At 72.1% G+C, this 23,176-nt stretch carries 20 protein-coding genes; 10 read left to right on the top strand and 10 right to left on the bottom strand.

Features of this window, described 5'->3' with window-relative positions; genetic code table 11:
- Positions 1–85: 85 nt before the first annotated feature.
- The 6 genes from OG395_RS25360 to OG395_RS25335 are packed head-to-tail and all read right to left on the bottom strand — an operon-like array spanning position 86 to position 5,431.
- The gene (locus tag OG395_RS25360) at positions 86–1,294 is read right to left on the bottom strand and encodes a cytochrome P450 family protein (RefSeq protein WP_327244981.1); all 1,209 of its coding nucleotides are present in this window, start codon (positions 1,292–1,294) and stop codon (positions 86–88) included.
- Positions 1,291–2,547 (bottom strand): cytochrome P450, encoded by a 1,257-nt coding sequence (locus tag OG395_RS25355; RefSeq protein ID WP_327244980.1) that lies wholly within the window; start codon positions 2,545–2,547, stop codon positions 1,291–1,293. The genes OG395_RS25360 and OG395_RS25355 overlap by 4 nt, the downstream gene beginning before the upstream one ends.
- Positions 2,544–3,182: a GTP-binding protein gene (locus tag OG395_RS25350; protein WP_327244979.1), complete on the bottom strand. Its 639-nt coding sequence runs from the start codon at positions 3,180–3,182 to the stop codon at positions 2,544–2,546. Before OG395_RS25350 ends, OG395_RS25355 begins: the two co-directional genes overlap by 4 nt.
- Positions 3,163–3,525: a DUF742 domain-containing protein gene (locus OG395_RS25345; protein WP_266982896.1), complete on the bottom strand. Its 363-nt coding sequence runs from the start codon at positions 3,523–3,525 to the stop codon at positions 3,163–3,165. The genes OG395_RS25350 and OG395_RS25345 overlap by 20 nt, the downstream gene beginning before the upstream one ends.
- Entirely contained in the window at positions 3,522–3,980 is a 459-nt protein-coding gene (locus tag OG395_RS25340; protein WP_327244978.1) for a roadblock/LC7 domain-containing protein, read from the bottom strand. Before OG395_RS25340 ends, OG395_RS25345 begins: the two co-directional genes overlap by 4 nt.
- Positions 3,977–5,431 carry a sensor histidine kinase gene (locus tag OG395_RS25335; protein ID WP_327244977.1) on the bottom strand — a complete coding sequence of 485 codons (1,455 nt, stop codon included), beginning with the start codon at positions 5,429–5,431 and terminating at the stop codon, positions 3,977–3,979. The genes OG395_RS25340 and OG395_RS25335 overlap by 4 nt, the downstream gene beginning before the upstream one ends.
- 269 nt (positions 5,432–5,700) lie before the next feature.
- Here OG395_RS25335 and OG395_RS25330 point away from each other — a divergent pair, with 269 nt between their 5' ends.
- On the top strand, positions 5,701–8,526 hold the full coding sequence (locus tag OG395_RS25330; RefSeq protein ID WP_327244976.1) for an FAD-binding and (Fe-S)-binding domain-containing protein: 2,826 nt from the start codon (positions 5,701–5,703) through the stop codon (positions 8,524–8,526).
- A gap of 171 nt (positions 8,527–8,697) precedes the next feature.
- Here the strand turns inward: OG395_RS25330 and OG395_RS58435 are convergent, their stop codons facing one another.
- Both OG395_RS58435 and OG395_RS25320 read right to left on the bottom strand, forming a co-directional pair.
- Positions 8,698–9,084 (bottom strand): hypothetical protein, encoded by a 387-nt coding sequence (locus OG395_RS58435; RefSeq protein WP_442818598.1) that lies wholly within the window; start codon positions 9,082–9,084, stop codon positions 8,698–8,700.
- 80 nt (positions 9,085–9,164) lie between these two features.
- Entirely contained in the window at positions 9,165–10,055 is an 891-nt protein-coding gene (locus tag OG395_RS25320) for a LysR family transcriptional regulator (protein ID WP_327244975.1), read from the bottom strand.
- A 146-nt stretch (positions 10,056–10,201) separates the two neighbouring features.
- On the opposite strand from OG395_RS25320, the gene OG395_RS25315 reads away from it, so the two are divergent.
- Complete coding sequence (locus OG395_RS25315; RefSeq protein ID WP_327244974.1) at positions 10,202–11,167, top strand: EamA family transporter; 966 nt, start codon at positions 10,202–10,204, stop codon at positions 11,165–11,167.
- Between the two features lie 32 nt (positions 11,168–11,199).
- On the opposite strand, the gene OG395_RS25310 is transcribed toward OG395_RS25315, so the two are convergent.
- Both OG395_RS25310 and OG395_RS25305 read right to left on the bottom strand, forming a co-directional pair.
- Positions 11,200–11,745: a GNAT family N-acetyltransferase gene (locus tag OG395_RS25310; protein ID WP_327244973.1), complete on the bottom strand. Its 546-nt coding sequence runs from the start codon at positions 11,743–11,745 to the stop codon at positions 11,200–11,202.
- Between the two features lie 300 nt (positions 11,746–12,045).
- Complete coding sequence (locus OG395_RS25305; protein ID WP_327244972.1) at positions 12,046–12,756, bottom strand: NUDIX hydrolase; 711 nt, start codon at positions 12,754–12,756, stop codon at positions 12,046–12,048.
- Positions 12,757–12,889: 133 nt separating this feature from the next.
- Here OG395_RS25305 and OG395_RS25300 point away from each other — a divergent pair, with 133 nt between their 5' ends.
- Genes OG395_RS25300 through OG395_RS25265 form a run of 8 tightly spaced genes read left to right on the top strand, consistent with a single transcriptional unit; the run spans position 12,890 to position 23,176 of the window.
- Positions 12,890–13,684: a TIGR03084 family metal-binding protein gene (locus OG395_RS25300; RefSeq protein ID WP_327244971.1), complete on the top strand. Its 795-nt coding sequence runs from the start codon at positions 12,890–12,892 to the stop codon at positions 13,682–13,684.
- Positions 13,681–15,396, top strand: a complete 1,716-nt coding sequence (locus OG395_RS25295; protein WP_327244970.1) for an acyclic terpene utilization AtuA family protein — start codon at positions 13,681–13,683, stop codon at positions 15,394–15,396. The genes OG395_RS25300 and OG395_RS25295 overlap by 4 nt, the downstream gene beginning before the upstream one ends.
- Complete coding sequence (locus tag OG395_RS25290; protein ID WP_327244969.1) at positions 15,393–16,991, top strand: acyl-CoA carboxylase subunit beta; 1,599 nt, start codon at positions 15,393–15,395, stop codon at positions 16,989–16,991. The genes OG395_RS25295 and OG395_RS25290 overlap by 4 nt, the downstream gene beginning before the upstream one ends.
- Positions 16,992–16,998: 7 nt before the next feature.
- Positions 16,999–18,999: an ATP-binding protein gene (locus OG395_RS25285; protein WP_327244968.1), complete on the top strand. Its 2,001-nt coding sequence runs from the start codon at positions 16,999–17,001 to the stop codon at positions 18,997–18,999.
- Entirely contained in the window at positions 18,996–20,192 is a 1,197-nt protein-coding gene (locus OG395_RS25280; protein WP_327244967.1) for an acyl-CoA dehydrogenase family protein, read from the top strand. Before OG395_RS25285 ends, OG395_RS25280 begins: the two co-directional genes overlap by 4 nt.
- 55 nt (positions 20,193–20,247) lie before the next feature.
- Positions 20,248–21,864, top strand: coding sequence for a 4-coumarate--CoA ligase family protein (locus OG395_RS25275; protein ID WP_327249453.1), 1,617 nt, complete (start codon positions 20,248–20,250; stop codon positions 21,862–21,864).
- Complete coding sequence (locus OG395_RS25270) at positions 21,861–22,595, top strand: enoyl-CoA hydratase family protein (RefSeq protein WP_327244966.1); 735 nt, start codon at positions 21,861–21,863, stop codon at positions 22,593–22,595. The genes OG395_RS25275 and OG395_RS25270 overlap by 4 nt, the downstream gene beginning before the upstream one ends.
- Positions 22,583–23,176, top strand: coding sequence for a TetR/AcrR family transcriptional regulator (locus tag OG395_RS25265; protein ID WP_327244965.1), 594 nt, complete (start codon positions 22,583–22,585; stop codon positions 23,174–23,176). Before OG395_RS25270 ends, OG395_RS25265 begins: the two co-directional genes overlap by 13 nt.

The raw sequence follows: 23,176 nt of genomic DNA, 5'->3' as shown, positions 1-23,176 counted from the left end.
CGTAGTACCTCATGGGCACGGTCGAGCGCCGTGTCCGTCGGATGAGACACCCGCTCCGGCGTATGGACCACATCGCGCGGCAGGGTCAGCCCAGCTCGACCGGCAGGTCGTACAGGTCGTTCTGGGTGACGATCGGCTTGTTCCGCAGCTCGGAGGCCGGGACGGCGAGCTCCAGCTCCGGGAACCGCTCGTACAGCGCGGGCAGTGCCACTCCCGCCTCCAGCCGGGACAGCGCCGCACCCGGGCACACGTGCGGGCCGTGACCGAAGGCGATGTGGCGGTTGGGGGAGCGGGTGATGTCGAAGTCACCGGCGGTCGGCCCGTACTGCGCCTCGTCGCGGCCCAGCGCGCCGAAGGAGACGATCAGCGCCTCGCCCTTCGGCAGCACCTTGTCGCCGACCTCGACATCCTCCGTGGCGAACCGGATCAGCACGTGCGAGGTGGGAGTGTTCCAGCGCAGGGTCTCCTCGATCACGTTCTCCCACGGCACCTCCCCGCTGAGCACCTGCTTGCGCTGCTCCGGGTGGGTCTGGAGTGCGACGACCGCGTTCACGATCAGACTGATCGTGGTCTCGTGGCCCGCAGCGATGATCAGCTGGAGGGTGTTGACGATCTCCTCGTCGGTGAGGTGGTCGCCGTCCTCGGAGGCCGCTATCAGGGCGCTGGTCAGGTCGTCGCCCGGGTTCTCCCGCTTGGAGTCGACGATCCTCGTGAAGAGCGTGCCGAGGTCCGCCATCATCTGCGGGACCTCCTCCGGCGGCGTCTGCGTCGAGAAGAACTTCTCGAACAGCTCCTTCAGCCGCGGGTGGTCGGCGCCGTCCACACCCATCAGCTCGCTGATCACGTTCATCGGCAGCGGGTACGCGAACTCGGCCTTCAGGTCGACCTTCTCGCCCCTGGGCAGCGCCGCCAGCCGGTCCAGGCTCGCCGTGGTCAGCGCCTCGATACCGGCCCGCAGCCGTTCCACCCGCTTCACCGTCAGCGCCTGCGCGACCAGGGTGCGCAGCCGGCGGTGGTCCGCGCCGTCGACGGTGAGCATGGAGCGGCCCGGGTTGGCGAGGCCGATCAGCGGCCAGTCCATGGGTATCTCGCCGCGCTGCCAGGCGCCCCAGACGTCGATGTCCTTCACGATCCGGCTGTCGGTGAGCAGCTGGCGGGCCTCGGCGTGGTGGGTGACCGCGTAACAGTGCACCCCGCCCGGCAGCTCCACCTCGGCGAGGGGACCCGCCGCGCGCAGCCGGGCGCTCTCGCCGTCGAGATCGGCGACGAAGGGGTCGAGGGCGATGCGGGTCATCTCTGGCCTCCAAGGGCGGGGGTGGGGGTGAAGGTCACCGGCAGGTCGGTCAGACCGCGCAGCCAGGGGGACGGGCGGCGGGTGAGCTGTTCCGCGGGGACCGCGAGGTCGATGTCCGGGAGCCGGTCGAGAAGCACCTCGATGCCGGTACGGGCGATGACCTCGGCGGTCTCCTGGGCGGGGAACGGGCAGCGGTGCTCGCCGTGGCCGAAGGAGAGGAACGCGTTGTTGCCGCCGGTCAGCGAGGAGCCGTCGGTGCGGACCTGTGGGTCCGCGTTGGCGGCGGCGATGCCGAGCAGCAGCAGGTCGCCCGCCTGGATGTGACGCCCGCCGAGGTGGGTGTCGCGCGCCGCCCAGCGGCCCGCGACGTTCTGCGTCGGAGTGTCCTCCCAGAGCACCTCGTTCATCGCCTCGGCGACGCTGTGCCGGCCGCCCGACAGTGACGCGGCGAACCGGTCGTCGGTGAGCATCAGCCGCAGCGAGTTGCCCATCCAGTCGGCGGTCGGCTGGTGGCCCGCCGCCATCATGACCATGAGGTCCTGGACGACCTCCTCGTCGGTGAAGCCGCCGGTGTCGGCGAGCATCCGGGTCGCGACGTCGTCACCGGGCTCGGCGTGCCTGTCGGCCAGCAGCCGGATCATCGACGTGGCGAGGTGCTGCTGCCCGGCGAGGGCCCGTTCCCGGCCGTCGATCATGTCGTTGATCGAGCCGACGAGTGCGTGGCCGATGGTGTCGCCGAAGCCGTAGATCTTCGCCAGGACGAGGGCGGGGAGCAGCATCGCGTAGTCGGCGATGATGTCGGTTGCGCCCTTCGTGCAGAACCCGTCGACGAGCGTGTCGGCGAACTCCTCCGCGTACCGCTTGAGTGCGAACGGATCGACCGCCTCCAGCGCGTTGCTGATCATCGCGGCGCGCTCGGTGTGGCGCGGGCCGACGGTGTAGAGGATCGACGGTTGCTTGTGGCCGATCATCGGCAGCAGCGGCCAGTCGTCCGGGATGCGGTCCCACTGGTTCCACAGGTCGGAGTCGCGGCTGAACAGCACCGGGTCGCCGGTGAGCTGGTGCAGTTCGCGGTAGCCGAGCACCAGCCAGGCGGGGATGTCGCCGTCCAGGACGACGGGCGCCACGGCCCCGTGGTCGCGGCGCATCTCCCGGTACAGCGTGGTCGGTTCGGTCTGGAACCGGGGGCCGGAGAGCGGCGCGCGGCCGTGGTTCACGGGGCAGCCGGAGGGCGGCGCCGGGGGCTGGGTCACGACGTGGGCTCCGGTGTGGTCTCCGGACGGGCGGCGGACGGGGCGGACGCCGTGCCGAGCGCGAGGGCATGGAGGTGCTCGACCAGCGTGATCAGTACGTACTTGCTGGACGAGCGGTCCCGGGCGTCGCACTCCACCAGGGGCACGTCGTCCGACAGGTCGAGCGCCTCACGAATCTGCTGTTCGGTGTGGAGCGGTCCGCCGAAGTCGTTGCACGCCACGATGAACGGCGTGCCGTGGTGCTCCAGGCGGTCGATCGCGTACCAGGAGTCGGCGAGCCGGCGGGTGTCGACGAGGACGACGGCGCCGAGCGTGCCCGAGAACAACCGGTCCCACAGGAACCAGAAGCGTTCCTGACCGGGTGCGCCGAAGAGGTAGAGCACCGAGCGTTCGTCGAGGGAGATCCGGCCGAAGTCGAAGGCGACGGTCGTGGACGTCTTCGACTGCACACCGTCGAGGTGGTCGACGGCCTCGCCCGCGCGGGTCATGGTCTCTTCCGTGTTCAGCGGACGGATCTCACTGACGGAGCGGACCATGGTGGTCTTGCCGACCCCGAAGCCGCCGACGACGACGATCTTCAGTCCGTTGTCGGCCGTCGCCTGCAGGGCGGCACGGTCAGAGGTTGCGGAGTCCAACGAGCACCTGTTCCAGGATGTCGGGGTCGGGGAGCCGGTCCGCGACACGGGCGGTACGGGGGTGACGGGCGCTGATCCGGCCGGTGTCCAGCAGGTCGGACAGCATGATCCGGACGATGCTGACGGGCAGCCCGAGCCCCGCCGCGATCTCGACGACCGCGGTGGGGCTCTGGCACATCCGCAGGATCGTGACGTGCTCCGACTGCATGCCGGGGGCCGGCTCGCATTCGGAGACCACCAGCGTCACCAGGTCGAACGCGTCCGAATCGGACCGGCTGCGGCCACCGGTGAGGGTGTACAGCCGGTCCGGGTCGTCGTCCCGGCCGGGACGGGGGCGGGTCATACGGCCGCGGTCGCGTCGGCGGCTGCGGTGGCGTCGGACGGTGCTTCGGAGGCCGCGGAGGAGCGCGGCGGGGCGCTCAGGTGCTCGCCGAGCTGCTCGACGAGCTCGCTCATGTTGTGGCCGATGAGGCCGACGTCGGAGTCCTCCGAGGCGACGACCGCGAGATGGGCGCCCGCGCCCGCCTCGACGATGAACAGCACACCGCCGTAGAACTCGGCCATCGCGGACCGTACGCCGCCGGTGCCGTCACCGAACTCGACGGAGGCGCCGTGCGACAGGCTCTGGATGCCGGCCGAGATCGCGGCCAGCTGGTCGGCCTGATCGACGGAGAGCTCGGGGGTACGGCAGAGCTTGAGGCCGTCCCTGGACAGGACGAGGGCGTGCCGGGTACCGGGGGTGCGCTCCAGGAGCCCCTCCAGCAGCCAGTTGAGCTTCTCGTCGGTGGTCGCGGTCATCGGGTGTTGCCTTCCGGGTGCGGGGGATTGGGCCGTACTGCCTGGCGGAAGCTGCTGAAGCGGGCTGCCTGTTCCTTGGGGTCGGAAGTACGGGGCCGGGGAGTTGCGGCGACGCCGGGGGCGGTGCCGTTGGCGTTGTTGCGGGATTCGGCGGCGGCGAGGGTGCGGCCCCGGGTGCGCTTGGGGAGGCCGCTCTCGCCGAACCGGGGGAGGCTGCCGGTGGTCTCGGAGTCGGAGCCGGAGCCGGTCTCCGCGTTCGCGGGGGCGGGCTCGGCGGCCGGGGCGGGCGTGGGGACGGGCTCCGGTTCCGTCGCCGGGGCGGTCACCGGTGTCCGGGTGATCAGTTCCTGCGGGAGCATCATCAGGGCGCCCGTGCCGCCGCGCGCGGACGGCCGGAAGGACACCGTCAGGCCGTGCTTGCGGGCCAGTCGGCCCACGACGGCGAGACCGAGGCGAGTGCCGGACAGGCCTGTCAGGTCCTGGTTGGTGGCGGACACCGCGCGTTCGGCGCGCCGCAGCTGCACATCGCTCATCACCAGACCGCTGTCCTCGACGGTGAGGACGATGCCGGCGGGCACCTCCTCGACGTACACATGGACTTCCGCGGTGGGCGGCGAGAAGTTGGCGGCGTTGTCGAGGAGTTCGGCGAGGGCGTGCATGACGCCCTCGGCGGCGTGACCGGCGATCGCGACGTCGCTGGTCGAGTGGAGACGTACTCGCTGATAGCCGCTGATCCGGCCCATCGCGCCGCGCAGGATGGACTCCATCACGATCGGCTTCGCCCAGCGCCGCCCGGAGCGGGCACCGGTCAGCACGGCGATGGAGTCGGCCAGCCGGCCCGCCTGGGCGGTGCGGTGGTCCAGGTGCAGCAGATCGCCGAGAATGTCCTCGGCGGAATGCCGGTGCTCCATCTCGCGCAGGTCGGCGAGCATGCTGGTGGCGAGCGCCTGCATCCGTCCGGCGGCGTTGGCGCAGGCGGCGATCGCGGCGGAGCGCTCGGTCTCGCTGCGGGCCACGCGCGCGCTCAGCCGCTCGACCTCGTCGTGCAGCCGGTCGCCCAGCCGCTTGACCTCGTCCTCCAGCCGCGCGGTCTCCGCAGCGGCCAGCTCGGTGATCCGCGCGTTCTCGGCCGCCGCGGCCGCCTTGATCCTGGCCGCCTCCGCGGTGAACCGCTGGGCGTCGGCCGCGGACGACGACACCAGCCGCGAGGTCTCGGTGGTGAACCGCTGGGCCTCGACGGCGTTGTGCGCGCGCAGCAGACGCGTGGTGGCCCGGGCGTGGACGGCGACGGCCACGGCCACGGACAGCAGCAGGGCGGCTGCGCCCGCACCCCAGGACAGCGGGGTTCTGACCGAAGCGGGGGCGGCGAGGACCGCCCACAGGCAGCAGGAACCGGTGACGGCCGCCGAGACCAGCAGGGCCAGTGCGGTCGGCCGGGATGTGGGGCGCAAGCGGGGTCCTTGGGGGCGGACGGCGACGGACAGGGGGTGGATCCGGACACTTCGGTATGGCAGGGGGTGAAAGTGATCAACCGGAGTTGATAATTCCTAATCAAGTCGTGGCCACTATATGAGAATTGACGATCTGTTTGGGAAGGTCTTGTGGTCTTCTCTATTACGTATGTGACTACGCATCCGACGTATTCCGATGGATTGACGTATTCGGGGGAAACGCGAGGGGGCGGCGGGCCCAGCGCCCCGACCAACGGCATCCTGGGCCCATGGCTGAACGACAGGACCGGACCGCCCTTGTGCGGGCCCTCGGCAGTGCCGTGCGCGGAGAGGTGGAGTTCGGCACCACCGCGCGGGCGCTGATGACGATGGACGCCTCCAACTACCGCCGGGTGCCGCTCGGGGTCGTGGCCCCGCGCGACGCCGACGACGTCGCCGCCGCGCTCGCCGTCTGCCGTGCGCACGCGGTGCCCGTCGTGCCGCGTGGCGGCGGCACCTCCATCGCCGGGCAGGCCACCGGCACCGGTGTGGTCCTCGACCTCACCCGCCACCTGGGGAAGATCGTCGAACTGGACGCCGCGTCCAGGACGGCCGTCGTCCAGCCGGGCGTGGTCCTGGACGACCTGCGGGCCGCCGCCGCACCCCACGGCCTCACCTTCGGCCCCGACCCGTCCACGCACAGCCGGTGCACACTCGGCGGGATGATCGGCAACAACGCCTGCGGCTCCCACTCGGTGGCCTGGGGCACCACCGCCGACAACGTCCACGCACTGACCGTCGCCCGCTACGGCGGCGACACGCTCCGGCTCGACCGGGGGAGGTGGGACGGTGCCCCCGCCGGCCTGCGCGAACTGGTCGGCTCCCATCTCGCCCTCCTCCGCACCGGCTTCCCCGAACTCCCGCGCCGCATCTCCGGATACGCCCTCGACGCCCTGCTTCCCGAGCGCGGCCCGGACCTGGCCCGCGCCTTCTGCGGCAGCGAAGGCACGCTCGGCGTGATGACGGAGGCGACCGTACGACTGGTCGAGGCGCCCGGATCCCGCGCCCTCGCCGTACTCGGTTACGCCGACGAGTCCGCGGCCGCCGAAGCCGCCCCCGGCCTCCTCCCGTACCGCCCCCTGACGGTCGAGGGCATGGCCGCCGATCTCGTACGGGAACCGGCCGGGCTGCCGCGCGGCGGAGCCTGGCTCTTCGTCGAGACGGGCGGGGACACCCCGGCCGAGGCGCGGGCGCACGCCGAGCGGATCCTGCGGGCCGCCGACGCGGTGGACGCGGCCGTCGTCACCGACCCGGCCGGACAGCGGGCCCTGTGGCGCATCCGGGAGGACGCGTCCGGCACCGCTACCCGGATGCAGGACGGCAGCGAGGCCTGGCCCGGCTGGGAGGACTGCGCCGTACCGCCCGCCCGCCTCGGCCCGTATCTGCGCGACTTCCGCGCCCTGCTCACCGCACACGGGCTGCGCGGCACACCGTACGGGCACTTCGGCGACGGCTGCATCCACGTGCGGATCGACTTCGACCTGCTGAGCGGGGACGGTCTGGCCCGCTTCCGCCGCTTCTCCGAGGAACTCGCCGTGCTCGTCGTCGCGCACGGCGGCTCGCTGAGCGGGGAGCACGGCGACGGGCAGGCGCGGGCCGAGCTGCTGCCCCGGATGTACGGGGACGAACTCGTCGCGCTCTTCGGCCGGTTCAAGGACCTCTGGGATCCGGACGGCGGCATGAACCCCGGCATCCTCGCCCGCCCCGCCCGCCTCGACGAGAACATCCGCTTCGACGTCCTGCCGAAACGCCCCGTGGACGTCACCTTCGGCTACCCGCACGACGGCGGCGACTTCACGGCGGCCGTACGACGATGTGTCGGCGTCGCGAAATGCCGTACGGCGCAGCCGGTGGGCACGGACGTGATGTGCCCGTCCTTCCGGGCGACCGGCGAAGAGGCCCACTCCACCCGCGGCCGGGCCCGCCTGCTGCACGAGATGCTCGCCGGTGAGGTCGTCACGGACGGCTGGAGGTCAAAGGAGGTGCGGGACGCGCTCGACCTCTGCCTCTCCTGCAGGGGGTGCCGCAGCGACTGCCCGGTGGGCGTGGACATGGCCACGTACAAGGCGGAGTTCCTGCACCACCACTACCGGGGGCGGCTGCGGCCCGCCACCCACTACCTGATGGGCCGGCTGCCGCGGTGGCTGCGGCTCGCGGCCCCGGTCGCGCCCGTGCTGAACGCGCTCGCCCGGATCCGCCCGTTGGCCGCACTGGCGAAGCGGCTTGCGGGCATCACTGCGGAGCGGACGATTCCGGTGCTGGCGGGGGAGACGTTCACCCGGTGGGCCCGAAAGCGCAGGGGGCGCGGGACGGTGATCCTGTCGAGCGATCAGGTGGTGACCGTCTGGCCGGACACCTTCACCAACCACCTCTCCCCGGAGGTCGGGAGGGCGGCCGTCCGGGTCCTGGAGGCTGCGGGCCGGACAGTCCTGTACCCGGAACGAGGCGTGTGCTGCGGACTCACCTACGTATCGACGGGCCAACTGGACAAGGCCCGCACGGTCATGCGCCGCACCCTCGACCGGATGGGGTTCTCCCTCGGCGACCCGCTCGTCGTCCTCGAGCCGAGCTGCGCCGCCACCCTCCGTACGGATCTGCCGGAACTCCTCCCCGACGATCCCCGGGCCGCTGAACTCGCCGGGTCCGTAAGGACGTTGGCTCAGTACCTGGAGGAGTTCGCCCCCGACTGGCAACCGCCGCGCCTGAACCGCCGGGTCGCCGGCCAGACCCACTGCCACCAGCACGCGGTCCTCGGTGACGCGGCCGAACGCCGGCTGCGCGAACGAGTCGGGCTGGAAGGGGAGTTGAGCGGAGGGTGCTGTGGTCTTGCGGGGAACTTCGGTTTCGAGCGGGGCCACTGGGATGTGTCGGTGGCGTGCGCGGAGGAGCAACTGCTGCCGTCGGTACGGGGTGCGGAGCCCGGCACGGACATCCTGGCGGACGGTTTCTCGTGCCGGACCCAGCTGGCACAGCTGGCGGGTGTGCGGGCGAGGCACCTGGCGGAGCTGCTGGCGGAGGGACTGGACGGACCCGCTGCCCATCCCTCCGGCAACTGACCCGAGCGTCCGCTCCACCCCCCTGCGGCGCCTGAATCAAGCCCCTGCGGCGATTGAGCAGCAGGGCCCGGGGCGGCGCCCCGGGTTCGGGAAGGGGTGGGGTGGGGAACAGGCATCACCGCCCCACCCGGACGCTCCATCACCCTCGCCACCCGACGGAGGCGCCCGCCATCAGCCCACCTCGACCGCCCGCGCCACCGCCGCCACCAGCCGCTCGTTCTCCGGAGCCGCCCCGCCCGGGAAGGCGTACCGACGGCGTGTGTACCCGTACGCCAGCCCATTGGCCGGATCGGCGAACGCCTGCGCGCCCGCCGCCCCGCGGTGCCCGAGAGCCGACTCGCTCAGCGACGGATACCGGACCGACGGCCGCTCGAAGCCCAGCCCGAAGTGGTCCTCCTCGCCGGCCCAGAGGTCGACGACCGTCCGGCCGTGCATCCGCACCGCGAGCTGGGACCCGGGCTCGGTGCTGTCCTCGGCGAGCACGGCGGCGTAGGCGTCCCGTACGCCTTCGAAGCCGGGTGCGACGGTTCCGCGCACGGTGATGTCGTCGTACGTCATGGTTGCTTCCCCCAGGTGAAGACCGGCCCTCGTACGGCGTCCAGAGCACCCCAACCGCACGGCACCACCCGGGCATTCCCTCACAGGGCGACGTTCCGCCCGATGATCTCCCGTGCCAGCGAGGCGAGTTCGGGCAGCGCCGGGTGGCCCGGGGCGTCGCGCCGGGCGAGGAGCAGCGGGACGGTCGGGGCGTCGACGAGCGGACGGTAGGCGACCCCCGCGTGCGGATGCATGTCGGCGGTGGAGGCGGCCGACACCCCGGAGCCGCGCCCGGCCGCGATGGCGGTCAGCCAGTCGTCGGTGTTGGCGACGGTGACGGTGGCGGCGGGCCGGGCGCCACGTGGCCACAGGTCGACGGTGGTGGTGCCGGAGACGGTGTTCAGGACGATCGGGCCGCCCGCGAGATCGGCGAGACGGAGCGTGGCGTGCGCGGCGAGCGGCCCGTCCGCGGTCACCGCCGCCACCCTGTCCTCGCTCAACAGCACCTCGGTGACGAGCCCCGGCGCGTCGACGGGTCCGCGCAGCAGCGCCGCGTCGACCTCGCCGCGGGTGAGTCCGGCGGTGCGGTCGTCGATCCGCAGCAGTTCGAGGGGCGTCTCCGGGTGCCGCTGCTGCCAGCCGCGGAGCAGCGGTGTGGTGTAGGGGCCCAGCGCCGACCAGGCGTGTCCGAGCCGCAGCGGCCAGTGGCGCAGCCCACCGGGGTCGACGGCCTCGTCGAAGGCGGCGACCGCCGCGGCGGCCTTGTCGCGGAAAACGACGCCCTCGGGGGTGAGGGAGAGATGGTGGGTGGAGCGGTCGACGAGCCGGACGCCGAGGTGCTGCTCCAGGGCGGCGAGGGTGCGGGAGACGGCGGGCTGGGTGAGCCGGAGCGCGGCTGCGGCGCGTGTGACGTTGCCCGCTTCGGCGACGGCGAGGAAGGCCCGCAGATGACGCAGCTCGACGGTGCGGACGGGGCCCTGTCCTGTGCTCATGCGTGTGGAGCATAACGAGAGCACAATCGGCATTTCACGCGCCGCGCGGACGTCTCTACGGTGAAGGAATGAGCCGCACCGCAGGAGTGCAGTATCTTCAATTGCCAAGTGCAACACATTGAACTCTTCGAGGATGAAGGCCACCCGTGAATGACCAGCGCAGTGCCGTGGAGCCGGCCGCAGCAGCCGTCGCCGTACCGGAGGCGGTGTCCGCCCTCGACGGGACGGGTCCCGCACGACCGGGCGGCCGCAGGGCGGCGCTCGCTCCGGTGGCGCTGGTGGTCGCGGGCGGACTCTCCGTCCAGTTCGGCTCGGCGGTCGCGGCGCTCCTGATGCCGCGGGCGGGCGCGCTCGGCGTGGTCACGCTCCGACTGGCCGTCGCCGCGGTCGTCCTGCTGATCGTCTGCCGCCCGAAGTGGCGCGGCCACTCACGGGCCGACTGGGGGACGGTGGTCGCGTTCGGCGTCGCGATGGGCGCGATGAACATGCTCTTCTACCAAGCGCTCGACCGCATCCCGCTGGGCGTGGCCGTCACCCTGGAGGTGCTCGGCCCCCTCGCGCTCTCGGTCGCCGCCTCCCGCCGGCTGATCAATCTTGTCTGGGCGGGGCTCGCGCTGGGCGGGGTGTTCCTGCTGGGTGGTGGCGGCTTCGACCGCCTGGACCCGGTCGGCGCGGCGTTCGCGCTCGGTGCCGGGGCGATGTGGGCGGCGTACATCGTCTTCAGCGCCCGCACCGGCCGCCGCTTCCCGCAGGCCGACGGCCTGGCCCTGGCGATGACGGTCGCCGCGGTCCTGTCGCTCCCGCTCGGCATCCTGGAGTCGGGCGCGAAGCTCGCGGTCCCGTCGACGCTCGCGATGGGCGCGGCGGTGGCCCTGATGAGCTCGGTGCTGCCGTACACGCTGGAACTGATGGCGCTGCGCCGGCTGCCCGCGCCGACGTTCGCGGTACTGATGAGTCTGGAACCGGCCATCGCGGCGACGGCCGGATTCCTGATCCTCGACCAGGCGCTGACGGCCACCGACGCGCTCGCCATCGCCCTGGTCATCGGGGCGAGCATGGGCGCGGTCCGCAGCCAGGTCGGCGGCGCCCGCCGCAAGAAGGCGAACGCCTGAGGGCTGTCCCGCCAGGGATGACGGGACAGCCCTCAGGTCCTGTCCTGTGACCTCTCCGTGTCTGGCTGCGGCGTCGGGCCGGCCGGGGCCAGGTACGCGCGCATCCGCGCCGGACGCCCGTCGGCCGTGGTCCAGTCGTCGGTGCGACTGCCGACGTACGTCCACCCGTGGCGCTCATAGAGAGCGATGGCGGCCTTGCCGCCGTCCTCGACCTCGAGCGCAAGACGCACACCGTCGGCTGCTGCTGCTTCCCGCGCCGTGTCGAGCAGGGCGCCGGCCACGCCGAGACGACGGGCCCCGGAGTGCGAGAACAGCCGTGCGACCGAGAGCAGTTGCTCCGCGGGCAGGCCGATGTCCCCGGCCAGAGCCTCCCCGGTACGCGTGAGCGCCACATGCCCCAGCACGGTCGGACCGTCCACGGCCACCCAGGCATCGATCAGGCCGCGCGGGGTCAGCCAGCTTCGCGGGTCGGCCGGCCACTGTGCCGGGTAGCGGTCCGTCTCGTGCACGGTGGCCAGGGCGTCCGTGCACGCCTCCATGTCGCTGCCGCGGCGGTGACGAACCTCGATCTCACCCATCCGTTGATCCTCACACACAGCCGTGGCACCCCGGTCCGGGGAAGCGCCGGGACCGCCCCCTGTTCGTGGCACCCGTGCCGGGATCGTGCCCGACGGGGAGGAGGTGATGGCCGGGTACGCGCGAGGTGCCGGAGATGGAGATGCGGTCGGTGGCGAACGCCGCGGTCGACACGTTCCTGCGCGCGTACGGGCCGGCGGGGCCCAGGGGTGCTGAGGTCGCCGCCGGGCGCGGTGAGCCGGCCGCCCGGGCCACCCTCCGTGCGCGGGCTCTCGTCAGGCCCCGATCTCCGGTCCGCACCCTCACCATGCGCAGGCCGCCTCCAGGTCCCCCACCGAGTCGGCGAGTTCCGCCGGAGGCGCCGGCCAGCCGACGGTATGCCAGTGGGCGATCCGCCAGGACAGCCGACGGGGCCACAGCGGGGTGGTGGGCAAGTCGGGGACCGGAACCCAGACGGGGACGCCGCCGTAGTTGTCCAGGGTCTCCGGTGCGCCCACCTCGCCCTCGGTCTCCATGGTGAAGTAGTGGCCCCGGGTGCCGCGCCGCCAGATCCGGGCCACCTCGCGCACGACCGTCCCGCGCAGGCCGGTCTCCTCCCGGAGCTCACGGACCGCCGCCATCTCCGGCGTCTCGCCCGCCTCGACCCCGCCGCCCGGAATCTCGTACCGGGTCCGGCCGCACTCGACGAGGCTGATCAGCAGCATCCGCCGGTCACGGATGACGATCGCGCCGCCGCGGACCCGGCTCGGCGTGGCTGTGGTCGGGTCGTCCAGGGCGGCCGCGCCCTGCGGGAGCGATCCTTGCGACCATGCGCGGAGGACCTTCTCCGCCGTGCCGACCGGACGGATCCGGACGTGCAGCGCCTCGGTCAGGGACAGGGCGACGGATGGTCCGGCGGCGGCCCGGCCGTCGCCAGGGAAGGTGTAGTAGACGCCGCTCTCGTCCCGATACCGCTCCAGGACAAGCCTGTTGTCGTCGAAACGCACGCCCGTGGTGCGAGGTTCGTCAGCCATCGGCGGAGGCTAGCAGCCGGGTCCCGGACCGCCGCTGGAGGCGGACGCATCAATTAATGCAAGCATGCTTGCTTGTTTCCTGGTCCGCTGACATGCTCCTGGGCACACCGCCACGCCCCGAGGGGAGCGCACCGTGTCCGACGCCGCAGCCGTGCTCGACGATCTGCGCAGTGAGAGTGACGAACTCGACCTGTTGGTAGGAGAGTTGAGTTCCGGGCACTGGGCCGGGCCGACCCCCGCCGCAGGCTGGACCGTCGCCCATCAGATCGCCCATCTGACCTGGACCGACGAGGTCGCCCTGCTTGCCGTCACCGATCCGGACGCCTTCGCGGTGGAGGTGGCCAAGGCCCAGGCAGCCCCCGACAGCTTTGTCGATCAGGCTGCCGAGGAGCTTGCCGCCGTGGAGCCGGCCGCGCTGCTCGCGCGCTGGCGCGACGGGCGTGAGCGGCTCGGGCGCGCCCTGCGCGACGCCCCGCCCGGCACCCGCATCCCCTGGTACGGGCCGCCCATGAGCGTCGCGTCCATGGCGACCGCGCGACTCATGGAGACCTGGGCGCACGGGCAGGACATCGCCGACGCCCTCGGCGCCGTACGCGGCCCGACCGCCCGGCTGCGGCACGTCGCCCGGATCGGGGTGCGGGCCCGTGACTACGCGTTCCTCGCGCGAGGGATCAAGCCGCCCGGCGAGGAGTTCCGGGTCGAACTGGTGGCGCCCGGAGGAGAGTTGATCGCCTATGGGCCCGAGGGCGCCGCGCAGCGCGTCACCGGACCGCTGTACGACTTCTGTCTGCTCGTCACCCAGCGCGCCCACCGTCTCGACCTGGCCGTGCGCGCCGTCGGGGCCGACGCCGACCAGTGGCTCGACATCGCACAGGCCTTCGCCGGGCCGCCCGGTCCCGGCCGCGCACCCAAGGGCGGTGCACGGTGACCGCCGCGCCGCTGCGGATCGGGAACGCCTCCGGGTTCTACGGCGACCGCTTCGGCGCCGTGCGCGAGATGCTCGCCGGCGGCCCCCTCGACGTCCTCACCGGCGACTATCTCGCCGAGCTGACCATGCTCATCCTCGGGCGGAGCAGGCTGGCGGACCCGAACCGCGGTTACGCCACCACCTTCCTGCGCCAGCTCGAAGAGGGTCTCGGGCTCGCGCACGAGCGCGGGGTGAAGATCGTCGCCAACGCCGGAGGGCTGAACCCGGCCGGACTGGCCGAAGCGGTCCGGGAGGTGGCGGAGAAAGTGGGCGTGCCGGTGCGCGTCGCGCATGTCGAGGGCGACAGCCTGCCCGTCCCCGACGGGTTCCTCACCGCCAACGCGTACCTCGGGGGCGCGGGCATCGCCGCCTGCCTGCGCGCCGGGGCCGATGTCGTCGTCACCGGCCGGGTCACCGACGCCGCTCTCGTCACGGGACCCGCCGCCGCCCACTTCGGCTGGGAACCCGGCGACCACGACGCGCTCGCCGGCGCCCTCGTCGCCGGGCATGTGCTGGAGTGCGGAACCCAGGCGACCGGCGGGAACTACTCCTTCTTCCGCGGCCACGACGTCCGCCGTCCCGGCTTCCCGCTCGCCGAGATCCACGCCGACGGGACGTCCGTCATCACCAAGCACGACGGTACGGGCGGCGTCGTCGACGTCGGGACCGTCACCGCCCAGCTGCTGTACGAGACCGGAGGCGCCCGGTACGCCGGACCGGACGTGACCGCCAGGCTCGACACCGTACGGCTGACGCAGGAGGGACCGGACCGCGTACGGATCTCCGGAGTGCGCGGCGAGGCTCCGCCGCCCACGCTCAAGGTCGGACTCAACCGAATCGGAGGCTGGCGCAACGAGGTCGTCTTCGTGCTCACCGGACTCGACATCGAGGCCAAGGCACAGCTGGTGCAGGACCAGATCGCGGAGGCGCTCACCCGGACCGGGAAGGAGCCCGACGAGGTGCGGTGGGAGCTGGCCCGTACCGACAGGGCCGACGCCGACACCGAGGAGACCGCCGGCGCCCTGCTCCGGCTCGTCGTCCGCGACCAGGACCCGGAGGCGGTCGGACGCGCCGTCTCCGGGGCCGCGATCGAGCTGGCCCTCGGCAGCTACCCGGGCTTCCACGTCACCGCCCCGCCCGGCAAGGGCGCGCCCTACGGGGTGTTCGAGGCGAGGTACGTACCGACGGGAGAGGTCGACCACGTCGCCGTGCACCCGGACGGGCGGCGGGAGGACATGGCAACACCGGTACACGTGAGGGAACTCGAGGGTGTGGACGAGCCCGCTCTTCCCGAGCCGCTGCCCACCGGGATCACCCGGCTCGCCCCCCTCGGCCGCATCGCGGGCGCCCGCAGCGGCGACAAGGGCGGGGACGCCAACGTCGGCGTCTGGGTCCGTGCCGACGACGCCTGGCGCTGGCTCGCGCATGAGCTCACCGTCGAACGTTTCCAGGAACTGCTCCCGGAGACGGCCGAGTTGACCGTCGTGCGGCATGTCCTGCCGAACCTCCGCGCCCTGAACTTTGTCGTCCACGGCCTCCTCGGCGATGGCGTCGCAGCGCAGGCCCGTTTCGATCCGCAGGCCAAGGCGGTGGGGGAGTGGCTGCGGTCAAGGCACCTTCCCGTCCCCGTGAACCTGCTCGAATCCACCGACGCACCGGAGGCGCACGCATGACCGTCCTGGCCAGCGGGCTCGACACCGCGAGCCCCGAATACGCCGCCCACCGGGCTGCCATGCTCGCCAAGCTCACAGAGCTCGACACCGAGCACTCCAAGGCCCTCGCGGGCGGCGGTGAGAAGTACGTCGAGCGGCACCGGGGGCGCGGCAAGCTCCTCGCCCGGGAACGGATCGAGCTGCTCGTCGACCCCGACACCCCGTTCCTGGAACTGTCGCCGCTCGCCGCCTGGGGCAGCGAGTACGCGGTGGGCGCCTCGCTCGTCACCGGCATCGGCGTCGTCGAGGGCGTGGAGTGCCTGATCACCGCCAACGACCCGACCGTACGCGGTGGCGCCTCCAACCCCTGGACGCTGAAGAAGGCTCTCCGCGCCAACGAGATCGCCTTCGCCAACCGTCTCCCGTGCCTCAGTCTCGTCGAGTCGGGCGGGGCGGACCTGCCGTCCCAGAAGGAGATCTTCATTCCCGGCGGCGCACTGTTCCGCGACCTCACCCGGCTCTCCGCCGCCGGAATCCCGACCGTGGCGGTCGTCTTCGGGAACTCGACCGCCGGCGGGGCCTACGTCCCCGGCATGTCCGACCACACCGTCATGATCAAGGAGCAGTCCAAGGTCTTCCTCGGCGGACCGCCGCTCGTGAAGATGGCGACCGGCGAGGAGAGCGACGACGAGTCCCTCGGCGGCGCCGACATGCACGCCCGCACCTCCGGGCTCGCCGACCATTTCGCCGTCGACGAGCACGACGCGCTCCGCCAGGCGCGGCGGATCGTCGCCCGGCTCAACTGGCGCAAGGCACACCCCGATCCGGGCCCCGCCGAACCGCCGAAGTACGACGAGGAGGAGCTCCTCGGCATCGTGCCCAGCGATCTCAAGGTCCCGTTCGATCCGCGCGAGGTCATCGCCCGGCTCGTCGACGGCTCGGACTTCGACGCGTTCAAACCGCTGTACGGGACGAGCCTCGTCACCGGCTGGGCCCGGCTGCACGGCTACCCCGTAGGCATCCTCGCCAACGCCCAGGGCGTGCTGTTCAGCGAGGAGTCGCAGAAGGCCGCCCAGTTCATCCAGCTCGCCAACCAGCGCGACATCCCCCTCCTCTTCCTGCACAACACCACCGGCTACATGGTCGGCAAGGAGTACGAGCAGGGCGGCATCATCAAACACGGCGCGATGATGATCAACGCGGTGTCCAACTCCAGGGTCCCGCACCTGTCCGTGCTGATGGGCGCCTCCTACGGGGCCGGGCACTACGGCATGTGCGGGCGCGCCTACGACCCCCGCTTCCTCTTCGCCTGGCCGGGCAGCAAGTCCGCCGTGATGGGCCCGCAGCAGCTCGCGGGCGTGCTGTCCATCGTCGCCCGGGCCTCCGCTGCCGCGAAGGGAAGGCCCTACGACGACGCCGCCGACGCCGGGCTGCGCGCCATGGTGGAGCAGCAGATCGAGTCCGAGTCGCTGCCGATGTTCCTCTCCGGGCGGCTGTACGACGACGGGGTCATCGACCCGCGCGACACCAGGACCGTCCTCGGGATCTGCCTGTCCGCGATCCACACCGCCCCGGTCGAAGGCGCCCGCGGCGGCTTCGGCATCTTCCGGATGTGAGGCCCAGATGATCTCCACTCTGCTCGTCGCCAATCGGGGCGAGATCGCCTGCCGGATCTTCCGCACCTGCCGCGCCCTGGGCATCGCCACCGTCGCCGTGTACTCGGACGCGGACGCCGACGCACTGCACGTCAGGGAGGCCGACACCGCCGTGCGGCTGCCGGGGGCCGCGCCCGCCGACACCTATTTGCGCGGCGATCTCGTCGTACGTGCCGCGCTCGCCGCGGGCGCCGACGCCGTGCACCCCGGTTACGGGTTCCTCTCCGAGAACGCCGGGTTCGCCCGGGCCGTGCAGGACGCCGGACTCCTCTGGGTCGGTCCGCCGGTCAAGGCCATCGAGATGATGGCGTCCAAGACCCGGGCCAAGGAACTGATGGCCGCCGCCGGGGTGCCGCTGCTCGCACCCGTCGACCCGGCGCAGGCCACCGCAGGTGACCTGCCGCTGCTGCTGAAGGCCGCGGCGGGCGGCGGCGGACGCGGCATGCGGGTCGTACGTGAACTGGACGCCCTGCCGGGCGAGATGGCGGCCGCCACGGCCGAGGCCGCGAGCGCCTTCGGCGACGGCGAAGTCTTCGCCGAGCCCTACGTCGAACGCGGCCGGCACGTCGAGGTCCAGATCATGGCCGACGAGCACGGCACCGTATGGGCGCTCGGCACCCGCGACTGCTCGCTCCAGCGGCGTCACCAGAAGGTCATCGAGGAAGCACCCGCACCCGGCCTCGACGAGGCGCTGCGCACCCGGCTGCACGACGCGGCGACCGCCGCCGCCCGAACCGTCGGCTACCGGGGCGCGGGCACCGTCGAGTTCCTCGTCACCGCCGACGGGCGCCCGTACTTCCTGGAGATGAACACCCGCCTCCAGGTCGAACACCCCGTCACCGAAGCCGTCTTCGGACTCGACCTCGTCGCCCTCCAACTGTCCGTCGCCGAAGGCGAACCCCTCCCCGCCACGCCCCCCGCCCCGCACGGGCACGCCGTCGAGGCCCGGCTCTACGCCGAGGACCCCGCCCACGACTGGCAGCCCAGGACCGGGCCGCTGCACACCCTCGACGTACCGGACGAACCCGGACTGCGCCTGGACACCGGGTACACCGGCGGCGACACCATCGGCGTGCACTACGACCCGATGCTCGCCAAGGTCATCGCCCACGCCCCCACACGCACCCAGGCCGTCCGGCTCCTCGCCCGCGCCCTGGAGCGCACCCGCATCCACGGACCGGTCACCAACCGCGACCTGCTCGTACGGTCCCTGCGCCACCCCGACTTCACCGGCGCCCGCCTCGACACCGGCTTCTACGACCGCCACCTGGACGCCCTCACCGCCACCCCCGACGGCGTCACGGACCGGAACCTCGCCGCCCTCGCCGCAGCCGCCGCCGACGCCACTCGCCACCGCACCACCGGCACCCCGTGGAAGCCGCACTCCGGTGCCACCCCACCACGCCCCCCGGCGGCATCCACCCCGGCTACGGGTTCCCGCTTCGGCGCCTGGCGCAATGTCCCCTCGCAGCCCCAGACCAGGCGCTACCGCAGCGAACCCGACGGAACCGAACACGAGATCGCCTACCGCACCACCCGCAGCGGCGCGATCGAAGCCCCCGGAGCCCGGATCCTCACCGTCACCCCCGACCACGTCACCGTCGAGACGGACGACGGCGTCACCCACCGCTTCCGCCTCGCCACCCACCACGATCGGGTGTACGTGGACGGCGCCACCGGCTCGTACACCTTCACCGCCCTGCCCCGCTTCACCGAACCCACCGGTCGCACCGACCCCGGCTCCCTGCTCGCCCCCATGCCCGGCACCGTCGTCCGGCTCGCGGACGGACTCGTGGCGGGCGCGGCGGTCGAGGCGGGGCAGCCGCTGATCTGGCTGGAGGCGATGAAGATGGAACACCGCATTCTCGCCCCCGCCTCCGGCACCCTCACCGCACTGCATGCCGCACCCGGCCTCCAGGTGGAGGTCGGCGCCCTGCTCGCCGTCGTACAGGAGGAACCGACCCCATGAGTACCGTCCTCGAAACCGAAGAGCAGCAAGCCCTGCGCGCCGCCGTCGCCGCGCTCGGAAAGCGGTACGGGCGCGACTACATGACGTCCGTCGTGCGCGACGGAGCCCACCCCCGCGAACTGTGGACCGAAGCGGCCAAGCTCGGCTACCTCGGGGTGAACCTCCCGGAGGAGTACGGCGGTGGTGGCAGTGGCATGGCCGAACTCTCCATCGTGCTGGAGGAATTGGGAGCGGCGGGCAGTCCGCTGCTGATGATGGTCGTCTCCCCGGCGATCTGCGGCACCGTCATCGCCCGCTTCGGCACCGACACCCAGAAGCAGCAGTGGCTCCCGGGCCTCGCGGACGGCTCCCTCACCATGGCCTTCGGCATCACCGAACCCGACGCCGGATCCAACTCCCACCGCATCACCACCACCGCCTGCCGCGACGGCGAGGACTGGCTGCTCACCGGGCGGAAGGTCTTCGTCTCCGGCGTCGACATCGCCGACGCCACCCTCGTCGTCGGCCGCACCGAGGACGCCAGGACGGGGAAGCTCAAGCCCTGTCTCTTCATCGTCCCGCGCGACGCCCCCGGCTTCCGGCGCTCGCAGATCGACATGGAACTCCAGGCGCCGGAGAAGCAGTTCGAGCTCGTCCTCGACGGCGTGCGGCTGCCCGCCGACGCCCTCGTCGGAGGGGGTACCTCCCGCTCGAGCGAAGCCGGGAGTGGGGGAGAGGACGCGGGTCTGCTCCAGCTCTTCGCCGGACTGAACCCCGAACGCATCATGACCGCCGCGTTCGCTCTCGGCATGGGGCGGTACGCGCTCGGCCGCGCCGTCGAGTACGCGCGGACCCGTCAGGTGTGGAAGGAGCCCATCGGCTCCCACCAGGCCATCGCACACCCCCTCGCCCAGGCACACATCGAACTCGAACTGGCCCGCCTGATGATGCAGAAGGCCGCCAGGCTGTACGACGAGGGCGACGACATCGGCGCGGGCGAAGCCGCGAACATGGCGAAGTACGCCGCCGCCGAAGCCTGCGTGAAGGCCGTCGACCAGGCCGTGCACACCCTCGGCGGCAACGGCCTCACCCGCGAGTACGGGCTCGCGTCCCTGATCACCGCCGCCCGCGTCGCCCGGATCGCACCCGTCAGCCGGGAGATGATCCTGAACTACGTTTCCCACCAGTCCCTGGGTCTCCCCAAGTCCTACTGACAGGAGGGACCCTGTCCCTCCACCCGCCGTATCGAAGGGACCCGCCACGGTGAACGTGTTCCGCAGCGAGTACGCAGACGTCCGGCCGCTCGACCTGCCCATCCATGAAGCGGTCCTCGGGCAGGCCGCCGGCACCTACGGCGACACGGTCGCCCTGATCGACGGCACCGACGGCACCACCGCCCTCACCTACCGGCAACTCGACACCTTCCACCGGCGGATCGCGGCAGCGCTCGCCGCCGCCGGGGTCCGCAAGGGCGACGTCCTCGCCCTCCACAGTCCCAACACCCTTGCCTACCCGGCTGTGTTCTTCGGAGCCACCCGGGCAGGCGCGACCGTCACCACCGTGCACCCGCTCGCCACGGCTGAGGAGTTCGCCAAACAGCTCCGCGACTCCTCCGCCCGCTGGATCGTCACCGTCTCCGCGCTTCTCGGAACCGCCCGCCGCGCCGCCGAACTCGTCGGCGGCATCGAGGAGATATTCGTCTGCGACCGGGCCGACGGACACACCTCCGTCCTCGACATGCTGGGCTCCACCGCCCCCGAACCGCAGATCGCCATCGACCCGGCGGAGGACATCGCCGCACTGCCGTACTCCTCCGGCACCACCGGCACGCCCAAGGGCGTGATGCTCACCCACCGCTCCATGGCCACCAACCTGGAACAGCTGCGGCCGTTCATCCCGATGAACCCCGGCCACCGGATCCTGGCCGTCCTGCCGTTCTTCCACATCTACGGGCTCACCGCTCTGATGAACGCCCCGCTTCGGCTCGGCGCCACCGTCGTCGTCCTGCCGCGCTTCGACCTCGTCCAGTTCCTCACCGCGATCGAGAAGCACCGGATCAGCGGGCTGTACGTGGCCCCGCCGATCGTCCTGGCCCTCGCCAAGCACCCGGCCGTCGCCCAGTACGACCTGTCGTCGCTGGAGTACATCGTCAGCGCCGCCGCCCCGCTCGACGCCGAACTCGCCGCCGCCTGCTCCCGGCGCCTGGGACTGCCGCCGGTACGGCAGGCGTACGGCATGACCGAACTCTCGCCCGGCACCCATGTCGTCCCGCTCGCCGCCGAGAATCCGCCGGCCGGCGCCGTCGGGAAACTCCTGCCCAGCACCGAGATGCGCATCGCCTCCCTCGACGACCCGGACCGCGACGCCGGGATCGACACCGACGGCGAGGTGCTCATCCGCGGCCCACAGGTGATGAAGGGCTATCTCGGCCGGCCCGACGCCACCGCCGACATGATCGACGCCGACGGGTGGGTGCACACCGGCGACATCGGCCGCGTCGACGCCGACGGCTGGCTGTCCGTCGTCGACCGGGTCAAGGAACTCATCAAATACAAGGGCTACCAGGTCGCCCCCGCAGAACTCGAAGCCCTGCTGCTCGGCCATCCGGCGATCGCGGACGCCGCCGTCATCGGGGTGTACGACACGGACAGCAACGAAGTCCCCAAGGCGTATCTGGTCCGGCAGGCGGGAGTCGCCGCCGCCGACCTCACCGCGGACGACGTCATGGCGTACGTCGCCGAGCGCGTCGCCCCGTACAAGAAGGTCCGGCGGGTGGAATTCATCGGCGCCGTACCGAGGGCCACCTCCGGAAAGATCCTCCGGCGCGAACTGCGCGACCGGGAGAAGGCCAACGAAAAGGCCGGCGAGAGGGTGGAAGAGGCATGAAACTGGTCCGCACCGGCCGCGAGCGCGGGATCGCCACCGTACGGCTGGACTCACCGACGAACCGCAACGCGCTCTCCGCACGGCTCGTCGCCGAACTCCACGAAGCGCTCGCCGCCTACGGCGGGGACGAGACCGTACGCGCCGTCGTCCTCACCCACACCGGCACCACGTTCTGCGCCGGAGCCGACCTGGGCGCACCCCCGGAGCCCGAGGCGTTCGTCGCCCTGATGCGGCAGATCGTGACCCTGCCGAAACCGGTCGTGGCCCGCGTCGACGGACATGTCCGGGCCGGCGGACTCGGCCTCCTCGCGGCCTGCGACATCTCGGTCGCCGGACCCGCCTCCACCTTCGCCCTCACCGAGTCCCGGCTCGGCCTCGCCCCCGCCGTGATCTCGATGCCGCTGCTGCCCCGTACCGACCCCAGGGCCGCCGCCCGCTACTACCTCACCGGAGAACGGTTCGACGCGACCGAAGCGGCCCGCATCTCCCTCGTCACCATCGCCGCCGGGGACGTCGACAAAGCACTCGTACCCGTACTGGACGGACTGCGCCGGGCCTCACCGCAGGGGCTGGCAGCATCGAAGGAGCTGGTCACAGCTACTGTGCGGGAGAGTTTCGACCAGTACGCCGAAGACCTCATCGCCCGCTCGGCAGCACTCTTCGCCTCCGCCGAGGCACGGGAGGGGATGACGGCCTTCCTCGAACGACGGGACCCCGCATGGGTGTTGTGACGCCTCCCACCGACAGGACCCCCAAGCAGGACCGCAGCCGCGCCACCCGCCAACGGCTGCTCGAAGCAGCGGTCGCCTGCCTCGCCGAACACGGCTGGGCAGGCTCCACGGTCTCCGTCGTCGCCGAACACGCCGGGGTCTCCCGAGGCGCCGCCCAGCACCACTTCCCCACCCGCGAGGACCTGTTCACCGCCGCCGTCGAATACGTCGCCGAGGAACGCTCCGCCGCCCTGCGCGCCCTGCCCGTCCAGGGCCGTACGGCTGTCGTCGCCGCCCTCGTCGATCTCTACACCGGCCCGCTCTTCCGCGCCGCCCTCCAGCTCTGGGTCGCCGCGTCCAACGAATCGCAGCTCCGCCCCCGCGTCACCGAACTCGAAGCCCGCGTCGGCCGCGAGACCCACCGCATCGCCGTCGAACTCCTCGCCGCCGACGAGACGAAGCCCGGCGCACGCGAAACCGTCCAGGGCCTCCTCGACATGGCGCGCGGCCTCGGGCTGGCCAATGTGCTGACCGATGACACCGCCCGGCGTCAGAGGGTCGTGGCACAGTGGGCGGCACTGCTGGACGACGCACTCGACTGA

Origin of the sequence: Streptomyces sp. NBC_01320 (assembly GCF_035974375.1) — a bacterium.
GTDB classification, from domain to species: Bacteria; Actinomycetota; Actinomycetes; order Streptomycetales; family Streptomycetaceae; genus Streptomyces; species Streptomyces yanii.
Note: the sequence above shows the minus strand (reverse complement) of the source record. Positions and strands in the feature narration are given on the sequence as shown.